This is a genomic window from Corallococcus interemptor (genome assembly GCF_003668875.1).
Taxonomy (GTDB): Bacteria; Myxococcota; Myxococcia; order Myxococcales; family Myxococcaceae; genus Corallococcus; species Corallococcus interemptor.
In genome coordinates this window covers 1-15,137 of the sequence record NZ_RAWM01000054.1, presented here as the reverse complement: position 1 = coordinate 15,137, position 15,137 = coordinate 1, and the positions used below count along the sequence as shown (strand labels likewise).

At 68.3% G+C, this 15,137-nt stretch carries 15 protein-coding genes and 1 pseudogene; all 16 read right to left on the bottom strand.

All coding sequences use genetic code 11. The annotated features are described in order from the left end of the window. Nucleotides 1–66 precede the first annotated feature (66 nt). A complete protein-coding gene (locus D7X96_RS20265; RefSeq protein WP_121722430.1) occupies nt 67–861 on the bottom strand; it encodes a DedA family protein in 795 nt (264 codons plus the stop codon). A gap of 305 nt (nt 862–1,166) precedes the next feature. Then, the gene (locus tag D7X96_RS20260) at nt 1,167–1,637 is read right to left on the bottom strand and encodes a cyclic nucleotide-binding domain-containing protein (protein ID WP_120552355.1); all 471 of its coding nucleotides are present in this window, start codon (nt 1,635–1,637) and stop codon (nt 1,167–1,169) included. A gap of 33 nt (nt 1,638–1,670) precedes the next feature. Next, nucleotides 1,671–2,186, bottom strand: a complete 516-nt coding sequence (locus D7X96_RS20255) for a gamma carbonic anhydrase family protein (RefSeq protein WP_120552357.1) — start codon at nt 2,184–2,186, stop codon at nt 1,671–1,673. 37 nt (nt 2,187–2,223) lie between these two features. After that, nucleotides 2,224–3,609 (bottom strand): tRNA (N6-isopentenyl adenosine(37)-C2)-methylthiotransferase MiaB, encoded by a 1,386-nt coding sequence (miaB, locus tag D7X96_RS20250; RefSeq protein ID WP_121722429.1) that lies wholly within the window; start codon nt 3,607–3,609, stop codon nt 2,224–2,226. Between the two features lie 73 nt (nt 3,610–3,682). Beyond that, on the bottom strand, nt 3,683–4,201 hold the full coding sequence (locus D7X96_RS20245) for a hypothetical protein (RefSeq protein ID WP_120552353.1): 519 nt from the start codon (nt 4,199–4,201) through the stop codon (nt 3,683–3,685). Nucleotides 4,202–4,228: 27 nt separating this feature from the next. Further along, nucleotides 4,229–5,626 carry a VWA domain-containing protein gene (locus tag D7X96_RS20240; protein ID WP_121770488.1) on the bottom strand — a complete coding sequence of 466 codons (1,398 nt, stop codon included), beginning with the start codon at nt 5,624–5,626 and terminating at the stop codon, nt 4,229–4,231. A 6-nt stretch (nt 5,627–5,632) separates the two neighbouring features. After that, nucleotides 5,633–6,928, bottom strand: coding sequence for a class I SAM-dependent RNA methyltransferase (locus D7X96_RS20235; RefSeq protein ID WP_121770487.1), 1,296 nt, complete (start codon nt 6,926–6,928; stop codon nt 5,633–5,635). A 39-nt stretch (nt 6,929–6,967) separates the two neighbouring features. Further along, nucleotides 6,968–7,360, bottom strand: a complete 393-nt coding sequence (locus D7X96_RS20230) for a PilZ domain-containing protein (protein ID WP_121770486.1) — start codon at nt 7,358–7,360, stop codon at nt 6,968–6,970. Between the two features lie 75 nt (nt 7,361–7,435). Then, nucleotides 7,436–8,098 carry a CoA transferase subunit B gene (locus tag D7X96_RS20225; RefSeq protein WP_120552349.1) on the bottom strand — a complete coding sequence of 221 codons (663 nt, stop codon included), beginning with the start codon at nt 8,096–8,098 and terminating at the stop codon, nt 7,436–7,438. Between the two features lie 3 nt (nt 8,099–8,101). Then, nucleotides 8,102–8,803, bottom strand: a complete 702-nt coding sequence (locus tag D7X96_RS20220; protein WP_120552348.1) for a CoA transferase subunit A — start codon at nt 8,801–8,803, stop codon at nt 8,102–8,104. 16 nt (nt 8,804–8,819) lie between these two features. Then, nucleotides 8,820–10,001, bottom strand: a complete 1,182-nt coding sequence (locus tag D7X96_RS20215; protein WP_121770485.1) for a thiolase family protein — start codon at nt 9,999–10,001, stop codon at nt 8,820–8,822. 146 nt (nt 10,002–10,147) lie between these two features. Further along, nucleotides 10,148–11,854, bottom strand: coding sequence for a 30S ribosomal protein S1 (locus D7X96_RS20210; RefSeq protein ID WP_120552356.1), 1,707 nt, complete (start codon nt 11,852–11,854; stop codon nt 10,148–10,150). A 271-nt stretch (nt 11,855–12,125) separates the two neighbouring features. Further along, on the bottom strand, nt 12,126–13,271 hold the full coding sequence (locus D7X96_RS20205) for an acyl-CoA dehydrogenase family protein (RefSeq protein ID WP_120552346.1): 1,146 nt from the start codon (nt 13,269–13,271) through the stop codon (nt 12,126–12,128). A 16-nt stretch (nt 13,272–13,287) separates the two neighbouring features. After that, nucleotides 13,288–13,746, bottom strand: coding sequence for an AgmX/PglI C-terminal domain-containing protein (locus D7X96_RS20200; protein ID WP_120552345.1), 459 nt, complete (start codon nt 13,744–13,746; stop codon nt 13,288–13,290). A gap of 10 nt (nt 13,747–13,756) precedes the next feature. Then, the gene (locus tag D7X96_RS20195) at nt 13,757–14,899 is read right to left on the bottom strand and encodes an acyl-CoA dehydrogenase (RefSeq protein WP_120552344.1); all 1,143 of its coding nucleotides are present in this window, start codon (nt 14,897–14,899) and stop codon (nt 13,757–13,759) included. A 35-nt stretch (nt 14,900–14,934) separates the two neighbouring features. Continuing rightward, a pseudogene (locus tag D7X96_RS20190) lies at nt 14,935–15,137 on the bottom strand (hypothetical protein); the annotation flags it as partial.

Below are 15,137 nucleotides of genomic sequence, written 5' to 3'. Positions count from 1 at the left end.
CGAAGAACCCCGCTCCCTCAAGTCGAGGGGGCGGGGTCCGTGAACCGCGTCACCGGTGAGCAGCCGCTACTTGTGAGCGTTCAGGTCCGGCTCGGACGCGGGCGCCTTGTCGGCGGGCACGTCGAAGAAGGCGCTGGAGCTGGGCGCGCGCGTGGAAGACACGCTGTTCTCCAGCGTCTCCGGCACGGGCGGCAGCGCCACCGGCGTCACCTGCGCCTGGGCGGCGGCCTGCGCCTTGAGCTTCGCGTTCTTGCGGCGGCGGTAGAGGAAGTAGCCCACCGCCAGCACCGCCAGCGTCCCCATCACCACGACCTGGCCGTCCTTCAGCTTGCGGATGACCATGTCCAGCTCGCCACCGAAGTGGAACCCGAGCCACACGAACACCGGCGCGGACAGCAGCGCCGCCAGGCCGTCCCAGAAGATGAAGCGCCAGTAGGACATGTGGACGGAGCCCGCGGTGAAGTACGTCACCGCGCGCACGCCCGGCATGAAGCGGGCAATCATCACGATCTTCTGGCCGTGCGTGACGAAGAGCGACTCCACCTTCGCCCGCTTCTCCGGCGTGACGATCTTCGAGAAGAACCCGCCCCCCTTCGCCCCCGGGTCGCGCCCCAGCCGCGTGCCCAGCCGGCGACCCGCCAGGTAGATGAGGCTGTCACCCACCAGGATGCCGAAGAACCCCACCGCCATCATCACAGGCAGGTCGGCCGCGCCCTTGTGCGCCAGGAACCCACCGAGGATGAGTGAGATGTCCTCTGGAAGCGGCACCCCCAGCCCGCACGCCACCAGGATGGCGAACACGGTCAGGTAGGCGAAGAGGCCCTGGGAGTTACCGAGCAGGTTGGTAAGCAGTTCTTCCACGCGTCGTTCCGTCCAATCACTTCCCGAAGGGCCGTTCGGTGACCACCCGGGCTGGCCCGTCCATCACCCAGCCATCAACCGGGTGCGGCAGTTGAAAACTCCGGCCGCCCAGCTTCCCACCTCAAGCGCCCGAGCCCCACCACGAAAGCTCTCGGCTTTCTGTCTACCCGTACCTACGGTGTGCGACAGCCAGGAGCCGGGGGGACTCCCGGCGAGGACAGTAACCACCCCGGGTACGAGCGGCAGTGCCTTGGTGAGCTTCCGGCCTTCCGGCAGGAACTCCACGCGGCCTGGCCGACAGTCGCTCAGGTCCCGGGAGCCCGGGCTACCAGCGTGCGCAGCATGTCCCGGTTGTCGCGGGCCTTCGCGCCGAAGTGGCTGACGATGCCCATCAACAACTTGATGCAGGCCTGCGGCTTCTGCGCGAGCAGCTTCTGGAAATCCGCCGAGCGGATCTCCAGCGCCATCACGTCCGTCTGCGCGGTCGCCGAGCACAGCCGCTCGCCCTTCTGCACGAGCGCCAGTTCCCCCAGGGGCTCGCCGGCGGTGACCTCACCCAGGGGCACGTCCTCACCCGAGGGACTCCGGGCGCTCAGCCGCACGGTGCCCTCGCCGACAATCAGCAGCGAGTCCCCGGGCTTGCCCTCGGTGAAGAGCGCCGTCCCCTTGGGGAAGGCGCGCGACACGGCCGCCGCCGCGAAGATGGAGATGCCGGTGTCGGTGAAGCCCTTGAAGAGCGGACAGGCCTTCAGGGTCGTCTCGGGGGCAAGCGCCATGGGGGTGTTCCTAACACGCACAACGCGGCCGCGTCAGCGGCTGGCGCGGTGTTCAGCGGCGGTGTGCACGTAGTGGAGGGCGGACTGCACCAGGAACTCGCGCTCGCCTTCGTGGATGGGGCGCTTCACCTTGCCGGGCGAGCCCACCACCAGCGACCCCGGGGGAATCTTCGTCCCGGGCGTCAGCAGCGTGCCCGCGCCGATGATGCAGTCGTCCCCCACCTCCACGCCGTCCATGAGGATGGCGCCCATGCCCACCAGCACCCGGTGGCCCACGACGCAGCCGTGGAGGATGACCCGGTGGCCCACCGTGCAGTCATCCCCCACCGTCGTGGAGTCACCCTGGCTGGTGACGTGGATCATCGTGAGATCCTGGATGTTGGTGCGCTTGCCGATGCGGATGGAATTCACATCCCCGCGCAGCACGGAGTTGAACCAGATGGACGAGTCCTCGCCCAGCTCCACGTCGCCCACCACCTGGGCGGAGTCCTCGATGAAGCAGCTCGGATGAACGCGGGGGGACACCCCGCGAAACGGCTTCAACGGCATGGTGGCACCTCCGACGGCGGGACAGCGGCGGAAGGCGTCAGGCCTCCGCCGGGACATGCAACGGCAAGGGCAGCTCCACCGCCGGCGGCGCCACGGTGGGGGCCTGGAGCATCGCCACCTGCTTGCCCGCGAGCTGGTTGGGCGTGGCGCGCTCCACGTGCACCTTCACGACGGAGCCCGCGGGCGCGTCGCCCTCGAAGTTCACCGTGCGGTTCTCCGGCGTGCGGCCAAAGCGCTTGGTGGCGTCGTAGCGCGAGCGGCCCTCCACCAGCACCTCCACGTCCAGGCCCACCTGCGCCTGGGTGTACTCGCCGCTGATGCGTCGCTGCAGCTTCTGCAGGCGCTCCAGCCGCGCCACCTTCACCTCGTGCGGGATGGGGCCCCAGTCCTTCTCGCGCAGCGCGGCGCCCGTCTTGGGGCGCGGGCTGTACACGAAGGAGAACTGGTTGTCGTACTTCACCCGCTCGGTGAGCTGCATCGTCATCTCGAACTCTTCCTCGGTCTCACCGGGGAAGCCCACGATGATGTCCGTGGTGATGGCGATGCCGGGCCGCGCGGCGCGCAGCTTCTCCAGCCGCTCCATGTACTGCTCGACGGTGTAGTCGCGGCGCATCATCTTCAGGATGCGGTCGCTTCCGCACTGCACGGGCAGGTGGAAGTGCGGGGCAATCTTGGGCTGCACGCGGAAGGCTTCGATCAGCTCGTCCGACAGGTCATGCGGGTGGCTCGTCGTGAAGCGCACGCGCTCGATGCCCGGCACCTCCGCGGTGCGCAGGAGCAGCTGCGCGAAGCTGATGCCGCCCTGGTACGAGTTCACGTTCTGGCCGATGAGCGTCACTTCCCGCACGCCCACGCCGGCCAGGTCCGCCACCTCGTTGAGCACCTCCGGGAAGTTGCGGCTCACCTCGCGGCCACGGGTGTGCGGGACGATGCAGAAGGAGCAGACGTTGTCGCAGCCCTTCATCACCGTGACGAACTCGGACACCTTGCCGCGGGACGTCTCCGCGTCGGCGCGCGGGAAGACGTACTCCTCGGAGTCCACGAAGGCCGTCTCCACCACGCGCTCGCGGGCGTCCTGCACGCGGGCGATGACTTCCGGCAGCTTCGCGATGTTGTCCGGGCCGAAGACGAAGTCCAGGTAGGGCACTTTCTTCAGCAGCTTGTCCTTCTCCTGCTGGGCCACGCAGCCGCCCACGCCCAGGATCGCTCCGCGGCTGGCCTTCACCGCGCGGTAGCGCCCCAGCGCGGAGAGCATCTTGTCCTCGGCCTTCTCGCGGATGGAGCAGGTGTTGAGGATGATGAGGTCCGCGTTGTCCGCCTCGGGCGTGGGGACGTAGGACATCTTCGACAACGCCTCGCTCATGCGGAGCGAGTCGTTGACGTTCATCTGGCAGCCGAAGGTGTGGATGAAGTAGCGCTTCATGGGTAGGCCTTGAAGGAAAACGGGCCGTTATGGAACGCCCGGACGCGGAATGCAACCGGGCGGGCGCCTCGGGTCATCCCCGGCTGAGCACCTTCTGGAGCCGGGTGTGCAGGGCCAGGAGCTCCGCCTCGCGCCCCCGGAGCAGGGCCACCGTCTCCACGCCGTACCGCCGGCCCAGGGCGTCCGTCTCCCGCTCCTGCTTCACCAGCTCGTCCTGGACGCGCTTCTTCACCTCGTCCACCTCCGGCCCGGAGCGGGACTCCAGCTCCGTCAGCTTCGAGCGCAGCCGCTGCACCGTCCACCGCCGCCCGCCAAAGGCCCGGAGCACCGCGCTCCCCCACTCCGCCGCCTTCACGTCCAGGCCGCTCGCCTCCAGGGCCGCCTTGGCCGCGCGGGCCATGGCCTCCGGGCCGGCGTCCGCCTCCACGTGCGCCAGGAAGGTCTCCTGGTAGCGGACCAGCTGGTCGAGCAGCGCCGTGTCCACCGGCCGGGACGCCATGCGCAGCGTGCGGTCATCGGCGGCGTCGAAGTCCGGACCGGTCTCCACGTTGGGGACGTCCTGGTAGTCGTCGAAGAAGGAGGACGGGGCCATGGGGGGCTCCTCAAGGGACTGCGGGTTTCAGACGGGGACGAGCTGTTCCGCGATGCGGGCCAGGTCCGACACGGAGGTGACGACCACGGCCTGGGTGCAGTGCTTCTCGTAGGTGAGCATCTCGCTGTCGCCGATGCCCCAGTTGCCCCGCTCCTCGGGGCAGATCCACAGCACGCGCTTGGCCTTGCGCTTCAGGTCCTTGAGGGCCCAGGCGTTGCTCGCGTTGTAGTTGTTACGGCCGTCGCCAATGATCATCACGGTGGTGCGGCGCGTGATGCTGCCCAGGTGGTCGCGCGTGAAGTCCGCCAGCGCACGGCCGTAGTTGGAGTTGGAGCTCATGGACACGGTGCGCCCGGCGGTCGCCGCGTCGATGGCCTCGCTCACGTCCAGGTCCTTGAAGAACTGCGTCACCTCGCCCACGTCGGACACGAAGACGAACGAGCGAACGCGCACGAACAGCGACTGCATCGTGTGCATGAACAGCAGCATCATCCGGGACGCGTTGCGCACGGAGTCGGACACGTCGCAGAGCACCACCAGCTCCGGGCGCTCCGGCCGGCGGGTGCGGAACACGGGCACCATGGGGATGCCGTCCCAGGGCATGTTCCGGCGCAGCGTGCGCTGGGCATGGAGCGACCCGCGCCGGTGTGAGCGCTGCTTGCGGATCATCCGGCTCTTGAGCTTCTCCGCCAGCGTGCGGACAGCGGCCTCCATCTGGTCCACCTCCGCCTGCGAGAGCAGGTGCAGCGGCTTCTCCGTGACGGTGTCCGTGCGGCGGCGGATGCGAGCCTCCGACTGGCGCTTCACCTCCGCGCGGGCGGCCTCCTCAATCTTGCGCATGGCCGCGGCCACGTGGCGCGAGACGATCTCCACACCCTCGGCATGGAGCCCCCGGGCCTTGAGTTCGTCCTCCAGCGACTTCAGGTCGGACCGGGCCCGCTCCATGCCCGCGCCCGCCAGCATCCGCCGGGTGAAGAACCCCGTCTGGAGGGGGCTCTCCAGCTGCCCCAGGTCCAGCTGGAGCGACGCCTGACGGAAGAGCTGCGCCAGCCGGGCGCGGTCCCCCGCGAGGATGGCCTGCGCCAGCGGGGACATCTCCGGCGCCAGGAGGTTCATCTGGTAGATGACCATCTTCAGCAGGTCGCCTTCCAGGTAGCCCTCTTCCTCCAGCTGCTTCGCCAGCGACTTGTCGATGGCCTCGAACGTGCGGGCCGCGCCGGAGAAGAAGAAGTCGAACGCGCGGCGGAACGTCTCCACGTCCAGCTCGCGCTTCACCAGCGTGGTGCGCAGCACGGAGCGGAACAGCCCCCGGTCCTCGAGGCCCACCTCCGCGGTGGCGCGCAGCGCGTCCTGCACCTCGGACGTGCTGACGCGCACGCCGTTCTGGCGGAGGACCTCGGCGAACTCGACGATGCGGGCGTCCATGGCGCGTCAGGCTCCCCGTTCGAAGGACATCACCGCTTCCACGTGGTGCGTCTGCGGGAACATGTCCACCACCTGGAGGGCCACGGGCTTGTAACCGGCCTCCACCAGCCCCGCCGCGTCGCGCGCCAGCGAGGCCGGGTCGCACGCCACGTAGACGACCCGGCGCACGTTCAACGCGCGCATCCACTTCGCCAGGCCCGGCGCACCGGCCCGGGGCGGATCCGCGAGGCACAGGTCGAACGAACGTCCCTCCGCCACCAGCCCGTCGCACACCTTGCGCGCGTCGCCCTGGACGAAGCGCACGTTGGCCACGCTGCCCTCGCGAGCACTCCGCTGCGCCAGGTCCACGCCCACCGGAGATGACTCCACGCCCAGCACCGAACCCGCCGTGCCGGCCAGGGGGAACGTGAAGTTGCCGTTGCCGGAGTACAGCTCCAGCACGGAGTCCGTCTCCTTCGCGCCCAGCTCGTACAGGGCCGCCGTGACGAGCCCCACGTTGGCCTCCGCGTGCGCCTGCGCGAACGCATCCGGCCGCAGGTACACGGGCACCTCGGGGCGCAGCGGGGACAGCGAGCGCAGCACCGGCCGGCCGATGAGCCGCGCCGAGCCCTCCTTGGGCACCAGCACCGCGCCCTCCAGCCGCAGCGCGCGCACCGCGGCCTCCGCTGCCTCCTGGTGCCGCGCCGTCACCTGGCCGCTCATGTTCACCGCGAACGCGGCCTTGTCGCCCTCGGCCAGCAGCAACACCTCCTCGGTGTCCTTGGCCAGCGGCTTGAGCAGCGGGGCCAGCTTCCCGGGCAGCGCCGTGAGCACCGGCGTGAGCGCGGGGCAGACGTCCACGGGGATGCGCTCGTGCGTGCGCCGGCCGAAGTAGCCGAGCGCCCCCTTGCCCGCCCCGTGCAGCACCGCGCGGCGGCGGTAGCCCCAGTCCCGGGGCGCCACCATCAACGGCCGCACGGTGAAGTCCGTCCGCTTCAGGCGGCCCAGGTGCTCCAGCGTGGACAGGACGATCTCCTGCTTCGCGGACCGCTGCGCGGGGACGGACAGCTCCAGCCAGTCACAGCCGCCGCACGCATCCGAGTACACGCAGCGCGACGGCACGCGCTCCGCCCCGTCCGTCAGCACCTGGCCCAGGAGGCCGCGCACGACCTTGCCCTGGACCTCCAGGCGCACGCGCACGGTGTCGCCGGGGAAGGCGCCGGGCACGAAGACGGTGCGCCCCTCCCATTGGGCCACGCCTTCGCCCAGCTGGCCCAGCCGCTCAATCGTCAGTTCAATGGGGGATTCGGGCAGCGTCGTCATCGCAGGCGCACTCGCGGGGGCCGCCTGGGTGGGGCCGCCCTACTTCCGGGTCGCACTGCGACGCTCGTCCGCCGGCAGGGCTTCCCGCAGGCGCTCCACGAACGCTTCGATGCGCGACCGCTTCTCGTCGTCAACGTCCAGGAACTCCACCGCCATCCCCGGCACCTCCTGCCCCGGCGTCCCCTGGGGGTTGGTGCGGGTCACCTTCCCGGACAGGTCCACCGGGAAGCTGGCGCCCGGCAGCGACACCAACAGCCGCACCACCGTGCCCACCGGCAAGGGCTGCTGCGTGTTGATGTAGAGCCCGCCGCGCGACAGGTTCACCGCCCAGTCCGTCACGAAGCCCGACACCGTGCGGTACGCCACGGGCAGCTCATGGTCGATGCGGTGCGCGCGAGGCGCGGGGACAGGCTTCTCCGAAGTATCGGCCATGACGGACTCCGCTCTCCGGGAGATGGTGGCTTCCGTCCCATCCGGAGAGACGGAAGCGCACCCTAGCACCCAACGTCAGGCGGGAAACTTCATCTCGCGCAGGTCGGGCGCGATCTTCAGCTTCGGCTCGGTGAGCTGCTGCACCCGTTCCACCGTCAGTCCGGGTGCGATCTCCCGAAGCACCAGCCCCTCCGGCGTCACGTCGATGAACGCGTGGTCGGAGACGATGTGGTGCACGCACTTGAGGCCCGTCAGCGGCAGCGAGCACTTCTTCAAGATCTTCGGCTGCCCGTCCTTGTTGGCGTGCTCCATGGCCACGTAGATGCGCTTGGCACCGACGGCCAGGTCCATGGCGCCGCCCATGCCCTTCACCATCTTGCCGGGGATCATCCAGTTGGCCAGGTCACCCTCTTCGCTGACCTCCATGGCGCCCAGCACGGCCAGGTCGATGTGGCCGCCGCGGATCATCCCGAAGGACAGCGCGGAGTCGAAGAAGGCGGAGCCCTTCACCACCGTCACCGTCTCCTTGCCCGCGTTGATGAGGTCCGGGTCCTCCTTCCCCTCTTCCGGATACGGCCCGATGCCGAGCAGGCCGTTCTCCGACTGGAGCACCACCTCCACCCCGGGCGGGATGTAGTTGGGCACGAGCGTGGGGATGCCGATGCCCAGGTTCACGTAGAAGCCGTCCTTCAGCTCCTGGGCGATGCGCTGCGCGATCTGTTCACGAGTCAGGGGCATGGCTCAGGACGCCTTCTTGCGGACGGTCCGCCGCTCGATCCACTTCTGGAGGTTCTGCGCCTGCACGATGCGGTGCACGAAGATGCTCGGGATGTGCACCTGATCCGGGTCGATCTCCCCCGGCTGCACGATGTGCTCCGCCTGCACGATGGTGACCTTGGCGGCCATGCACATCATGGGGGTGAAGTTCCGGGCCGTCTTGTGGAACACCAGGTTGCCCCAGGTGTCCGCCTTCCAGGCGTGGACGATGGCGAAGTCCGCCTTCAGCGGCGTCTCCAGGACGTGGAGGCGCCCGTCGATCATGCGCGTCTCCTTGCCCTCCGCCACCTGGGTGCCCGCGCCCGTCGGCGTGAAGAACCCGCCAATGCCGCAGCCCCCGGCGCGGATGCGCTCCGCGAGCGTGCCCTGCGGGTTGAGCTCCACCTCCAGCTCCCCGGAGAGGAACTGGCGCTCGAACTCCTTGTTCTCCCCCACGTAGCTGGCGACCATCTTCTTCACCTGCTTGTTCTGCAGGAGGATGCCCAGCCCCAGCTCCGTGGTGCCGCAGTTGTTGGAGATGATGGTGAGGCCCTTCACGTTCTTCTTGTGCAGGGCCGTGATGAGGTTCTCGGGGTTGCCGCACAGCCCGAACCCACCACTCATGAGAGTGATGTTGTCCGGGATGTCGGCGACCGCCTCATCCGCGCTCGCGTAGACCTTGTTCATGCGCGCGGTGTCCTCTTCAGCGCTCGACCATCAGCGCGATGCCTTCGCCGCCGCCGATGCAGAGCGACGCCACGCCGCGCTTCTTGTCCTGGTCTTTCATCGTCTGCAGCAGCGTGACGAGCACGCGCGTGCCGGACGCGCCAATGGGGTGGCCCAGCACCACCGCGCCGCCGCGCACGTTCACCTTGGACGGCTCCAGGCCGAGGATGTTGTTGTTGGCGATGGACACCACGGAGAAGGCCTCGTTGATCTCCCAGAGGTCCACGTCCTTGGCTGTCACGTTCTGCTTCTTGAGCAGCGCGTTGATGGCGTCCGCCGGCGCGATGGTGAACTCCACCGGCTTGCGGGCGGCCTGCGCGTAGCCCTTGATGCGGCCCAGGATGGTGCGGCCCTCGGCCTTCGCCCGCTCCTCGCTCATCAGCACCACGGCGGCGGCGCCGTCGTTGATGGAGGACGCGTTGGCGGCCGTCACGGTGCCGTCCTTCTTGAACACCGGCTTCAGGCCCGGGATCTTGTCCGGCTTGGCGTTCTTGGGGCCCTCGTCCTCGGAGACGGTGGTGAACTCATCCGGCTTCTTGCCCGGAATCTGGACGGGGACGATCTCCGCGGCGAACAGGCCTTCCTTCTGGGCCTGGATGGCGCGGCGCGTGGACTCCAGCGCGAACTCGTCCTGCTGCGCGCGGCTGATGCCCTGCGTGGTGGCACAGGCCTCCGCGCAGATGCCCATGTGGACGTTGTCGTACACGTCCCAGAGGCCGTCGTGGATCATCGCGTCCTTGAACTCCACGTTCCCCATGCGGGCGCCGCCGCGCATGGTGTGGCTGAGGTAGGGCGCGTTGGACATGGACTCCATGCCGCCGGCGACGACGACGTCCGCGTCACCCAGGGCGATGGACTGCGCCGCGGCGATGACCGTCTTGAGGCCGGAGCCACAGACCTTGTTGAGGGTGACGGCCGGCACGGACTCCGGGATGCCCGCGAAGATGGCGGCCTGACGGGCAGGCGCCTGGCCCACGCCCGCCTGGAGGACGTTGCCCATGATGACCTCCTGCACGGCCTCCGGCTTCACGCCCGCGCGCTCCAGGGCCGCCTTGATGGCGATGGCGCCCAGCTGGGGGGCGGTGAGCTTGGACAGCGCTCCCTGGAAGGAGCCGATGGGGGTACGAGCCGCGCCCACGATGACGACTTCACGAGCCATGGAACTGCCTCCTTGAGAGGGGAACCGGGAACCGCAGGGAAAGATTGGATGCGACTTATCACGGGCGGTTTCGGGCGAATCAAATGGAAACGGCCGGGCTCCCACTTGGGAACCCGGCCGCCATCCACTTCAAGACGTGGGGCTGATTACTTCTTCAGCTTGCTCGCCATGACGTCGCCCAGGCGGGCCTTGGACCCTTCCGCCTGCTTGCGCAGGTACTCGCGGTAGTCCTCGCCCTCGCCGATGAGCGCCTTGATGGACAGCGCCACCTTGCGGTCCGGGGTGTTGATGTCGATGAGCTTGACCTCGACCTCCTGGCCCTCCTGCACCACGTCGCGGGGGTTCTCCACGCGCTCTTCCTTCAGCTCGGAGACGTGGACCAGGCCTTCGATGCCCGGCTCGATCTCCACGAACGCGCCGAAGTCGGTGACCTTGGTGACCTTGCCCTTCACGCGGCTGCCCACCGGCAGGCGCTCGGACAGCGTCTCCCAGGGGTCCGGCTGGAGCTGCTTGATGCCCAGGCTGAAGCGCTCGTTCTCGACGTCGATGTTGAGGACCACCGCCTCGACCTCGTCGCCCTTCTTGAACATCTCGCCCGGGTGCTTGATGCGCTGGGTCCAGGAGATGTCGGACACGTGCACCAGGCCGTCCACGCCCTCCTCGACGCCGACGAACACGCCGAAGTCGGTGACGTTGCGGATCTGGCCCTTGATGACGGAGCCGATCGGGTACTTGTCCTCGAGCAGCGTCCAGGGGTTCTGCTCGATCTGCTTCATGCCCAGCGCGATGCGCTTGGCCTTCGGATCGATGTCGAGGACGACGGCCTCCACCGTCTGGCCGACCTCCAGGATCTTGGACGGGTGCTTGAGGCGCTTGGTCCAGGACATCTCGGACACGTGCACCAGGCCCTCCACGCCCTGCTCGATCTCGATGAACGCGCCGTAGTCCGTGATGGACACGACCTTGCCGGCGACGCGGGTTCCGACGGGGTACTTCTCGTCGGCGCGGTGCCACGGGTCCTCCTGGATCTGCTTGAGGCCCAGGCTGACGCGCTCCTGCGCGGGGTCGAACTTGAGGACGACGACGCGCACTTCGTCACCGACGTTGAACATCTCGCTGGGGTGACCGATGCGGCCCCAGGACATGTCGGTGATGTGCAGCAGGCCGTCGATGCCGCCGAGGTCGATGAAGGCGCCGTAGTCCGTGAGGTTCTTGACCACGCCCTTGAGGACCGCACCCTCCTTGAGGTTCTTGAGGGTCTCCTTCTTCATCTCCTCGCGCTGCTTCTCCAGCAGCACGCGGCGAGAGAGGACGATGTTGCCGCGCTTCTTGTTGAACTTGATGACCTTGAACTCGAATTCCTTCGAGATGTACTGGTCAAGGTTGCGCACAGGGCGGATGTCGACCTGGGAGCCAGGGAGGAACGCCTTCACGCCGATGTCGACGGAGAGGCCGCCCTTCACGCGTCCGACGATGGTGCCCTTGACGATCTCATCACGCTCGCACGCGGCGGAGATCTCGTCCCAGATGCGCATCTTGTCGGCCTTCTCCTTGGAGAGGACGACCATGCCGGTGTCGTTCTCGCGGCTCTCCAGGAGGACCTCGACGGGGTCGCCGGCCTTGACCGTGACTTCCCCGCGGGGATTGGTGAACTCGGAGATCGGGACCTGTCCCTCGGACTTGTAGCCGATGTCCACGATCGCGAAATCCTTCGTCACCTGCACGACCGTGCCCTTGACGATCTCGCCTTCCTTCAGGATTCCGTCGCCGCCACGCTCCTTGAGCGAGGCCTCGAACATCGCCGCGAAGTCTTCGTCACCGCCGTCGATCTGCTGGTTCACGTTCTGCTGCATGAATGGGAAGTCCTTGGAACGGTACAACTGCCCCCTGTTTGAATGGGTGCGCGGCCGCCTGCGGGGAGCGACGGGAAACCGCGGGTGTCCCCTGAATGGGAACGCAAGGCTGGTTGGAAGCCGCGCACCCTAGACACCTGAGTTTCCGGGAGTCAAGCGGGGCACAGCGCCAAGTGGTGATCCGTGTTCTATGAACGCCCGGCCGGGTCCGCATCTGTCCTACCCGGCCGGTGCCCCCTGCCCGCTCGCCCCATGTGGGACAAGCGGAGCGCTACCCCTCGCGACGGAATGTTTCCCGGGCGATGACCATCCGCTGCACCTCGCTGGTGCCCTCGTAGATGGTCTGCACGCGCGCGTCCCGGAAGTAACGCTCGACCGGGAACTCGTCGATGTAACCGTAGCCGCCGTGCAGCTGCACGGCCTTGTCCGCGACCTTGTTGCTCATCTCGCTGGCGAAGAGCTTCGCCATGGAGGCCTCGCGGGTGAACGGCTGGCCGGCCTCCTTGAGGGCGGCGGCGCGCAGGGTCAGCAGCTCCGCCGCGTCCAGCTGGGTGCGCATGTCCGCCATCATGAAGCGGGGGCCCTGCAGGTCCGCCACGGCCTGGCCAAAGGCCTTGCGGTCCTTGGTGTAGGAGACCGCCGCCTCCAGCGCCGCGCGGCCGGTGCCGCACGCCTGCGCCGCGATGCCAATGCGGCCGCCGTCCAGCGCCATCATGGCCAGGCGGAAGCCGTCCCCTTCCTTGCCCAGGAGGTTGGCCGCGGGCACTTCGCAGTCCTCGAAGGTGAGCCCCACGGTGTTGGACGCGCGCAGGCCCATCTTGTCCTCGTGCTTGCCCACGTGGAGGCCCTTGGCGCCGCCCTCCACGATGAAGCAGGACAGGCCCTTGTTGCCGGCCTGGCCCGTGCGGGCCCACACGACGATGACGCCCGCGTAGGCGCCGGAGGTGATCCACTGCTTGCTGCCGTTGAGCACGTACACGTCGCCGCGCTTGGTGGCGGTGGTGCGCATGGCGCCCGGGTCGGAGCCCGCGTGCGGCTCGCTCAGGGCGAACGCGCCGACGATGGCCTCACCGGAGGTGATGCGCGTGACGTACTTCTCCCGCTGCGCGTCGGTGCCGACGGCGTGGATCAGCTCCGCGCACATGTTGGTGACGGCCATGGCCACGGACACGGAGGCGTCCGCGGCGGCCATCTCCATCATGGCCAGCGCATAGGACACCACGCCCGCCTCCGCCCCGCCGTACTGCCCCGGCAGGTTCACGCCCAGCAGGCCCACCTCGGCCAGGGCCTTGAAGACTTCCGGGTCGAAGCGCTCCTCGCGGTCGGCCGCGCGGGCGTGCGGGGCCACGCGCTCGCGGGCGAACTTGCGAGCGGTGTCACGGATGAGCGTCTGGGTCTCGGTGAGGTCGAAGTTCACGGGCGCGGGTGTCCTGCTACTCGATGGCCTTGAGGTTGAACGGGTACTCGATGGGGTGGTCGCGGCCGTCCGGGGGCTTGGGGAAGTCCAGGGACGACAGCACCGCCACCACGCAGTCGTTGAGGCCCGCGTCCTTCAGCGTGCTGCCGTGCTTGTCGATCTTCGCGCTGCGCACGGTGCCTTCGGCGGTGATGGTGAAGGTGGTCCGGAGCAGGCCCTCCACCTTCTTGTCCTTCTCCACCATGTGGTCCTCGTAGCACTCCTGGATGCGAGGCATGTGGTGGGCGATCACCTGGCGGATGGAGTCCGGGGTGAAGGGCAGCCTGCTGACGTCCAGCCCATCGTCCTTCTTGGGGGCCGGCGTGGCCGGAGCAGGCGTGGCCGCGGCCTTCTTCTTGGAGCCGCCCTGGGCGAGCGCCAGCGGAGACGCCAGGCCCAGGGACAGGAACAGCACGGGGAGGAGCGCGCGCTTCATGACCGGGTGACTACTCCTTGAGCAGGTTGGCGGAGATGACGATGCGCTGGATCTCGCTCGTCCCCTCGTAGATTTCGGTGATGCGCGCGTCGCGCACGTGGCGCTCGGCGTCCATCTCCTTGCTGTAGCCCATGCCGCCGTGGATCTGCAGGGCCTTGTTGGCCACGCGGCTGGCCATCTCGCTGGCGTAGAGCTTGGCCATGGCGCTCTCCGGGCTGTGGCGCACGCCCTTGTCCTTCATGAGCGCCGCGCGCCACACCAGCAGGCGGGCCGCGTCGATCTCCATGGCCATGTCCGCGATCATGAACTGGATGGCCTGGTGGTCGCGGATGGGCTTGCCGAACGTCTTGCGCTCACCGGAGTAGCGGACGGCCTCCTCGAAGGCCGCGCGCGCGATGCCCAGCGCCTGCGACGCGATGCCGATGCGGCCGCCGTCCAGGGTGGACATGGCGACCTTGAAGCCCTCGCCCTCCTTGCCCAGGCGGTACTTCTCCGGCACGCGCATGTCCTCGAAGAACATGGAGCAGGACCAGGCGGCGCTGATGCCCATCTTCTTGTCGGGCTCCGCGCGGGTGAATCCCGGCGTGTCGGTGGGGACGAGGAACGCGGTGATGCCCTTGTTGCCCGCTTCCTTGTTCGTCATCGTGATGAGGACGATGGCGTCGGCCTTGGGGCCGTTGGTGATCCAGTTCTTGGAGCCGTTGATGACGTACTCATTGCCGCGCTTCACGGCGATGGTCTTCTGGGCGGCGGCGTCGCTGCCGGCCTCGGGCTCCGTCAGGCCGAAGCAGCCGATCTTCTGGCCGCTGGCGAAGGGCTTGAGGAACTGCTCCTTCTGCTCGTCGGTGCCGAACTTGGACACCGGGTCGCAGTAGAGCGAGTTGTTCACGCTCATGATGACGCCGGTGGAGGCGCAGCCGCGCGAAATCTCCTCCATGGCGATGGCGTAACAGACGTTGTCCAGGCCCGCGCCGCCCCACTGCTCCGGCACCGCGATGCCCAGGAGGGACAGCTCCGCCAGCTTCTTCACCGCGTCCGAGGGCCACGCGTGCTGTTCGTCCCACTTGCGGGCGTTGGGGATGAGTTCCTTGGCGGCGAACTCGCGGCACAGCCGCTGGATCTCGCGCTGGATGTCGGTCAGCTCGAAGTTCATGGTGGACCTCCCATAGTACGGGGTCCGCCCCGGGGCTACTCCGAAGACGCCCCTCCGTCCGCGGGCGCGGGAATCCGGGTTCCAAAGAACATCGCGAGCGGAACCGTCACATCGAAGGACACGTCCGTGCGAGCCCCCGCGTCCGTCCACGTCCTGCGCACCACCACCGACACCGTCCAGGGTTGGGTGCCCCGGTGCCGTTCAATCAGGTCGTAGGTGAGCCCCACCCCTGCCACCC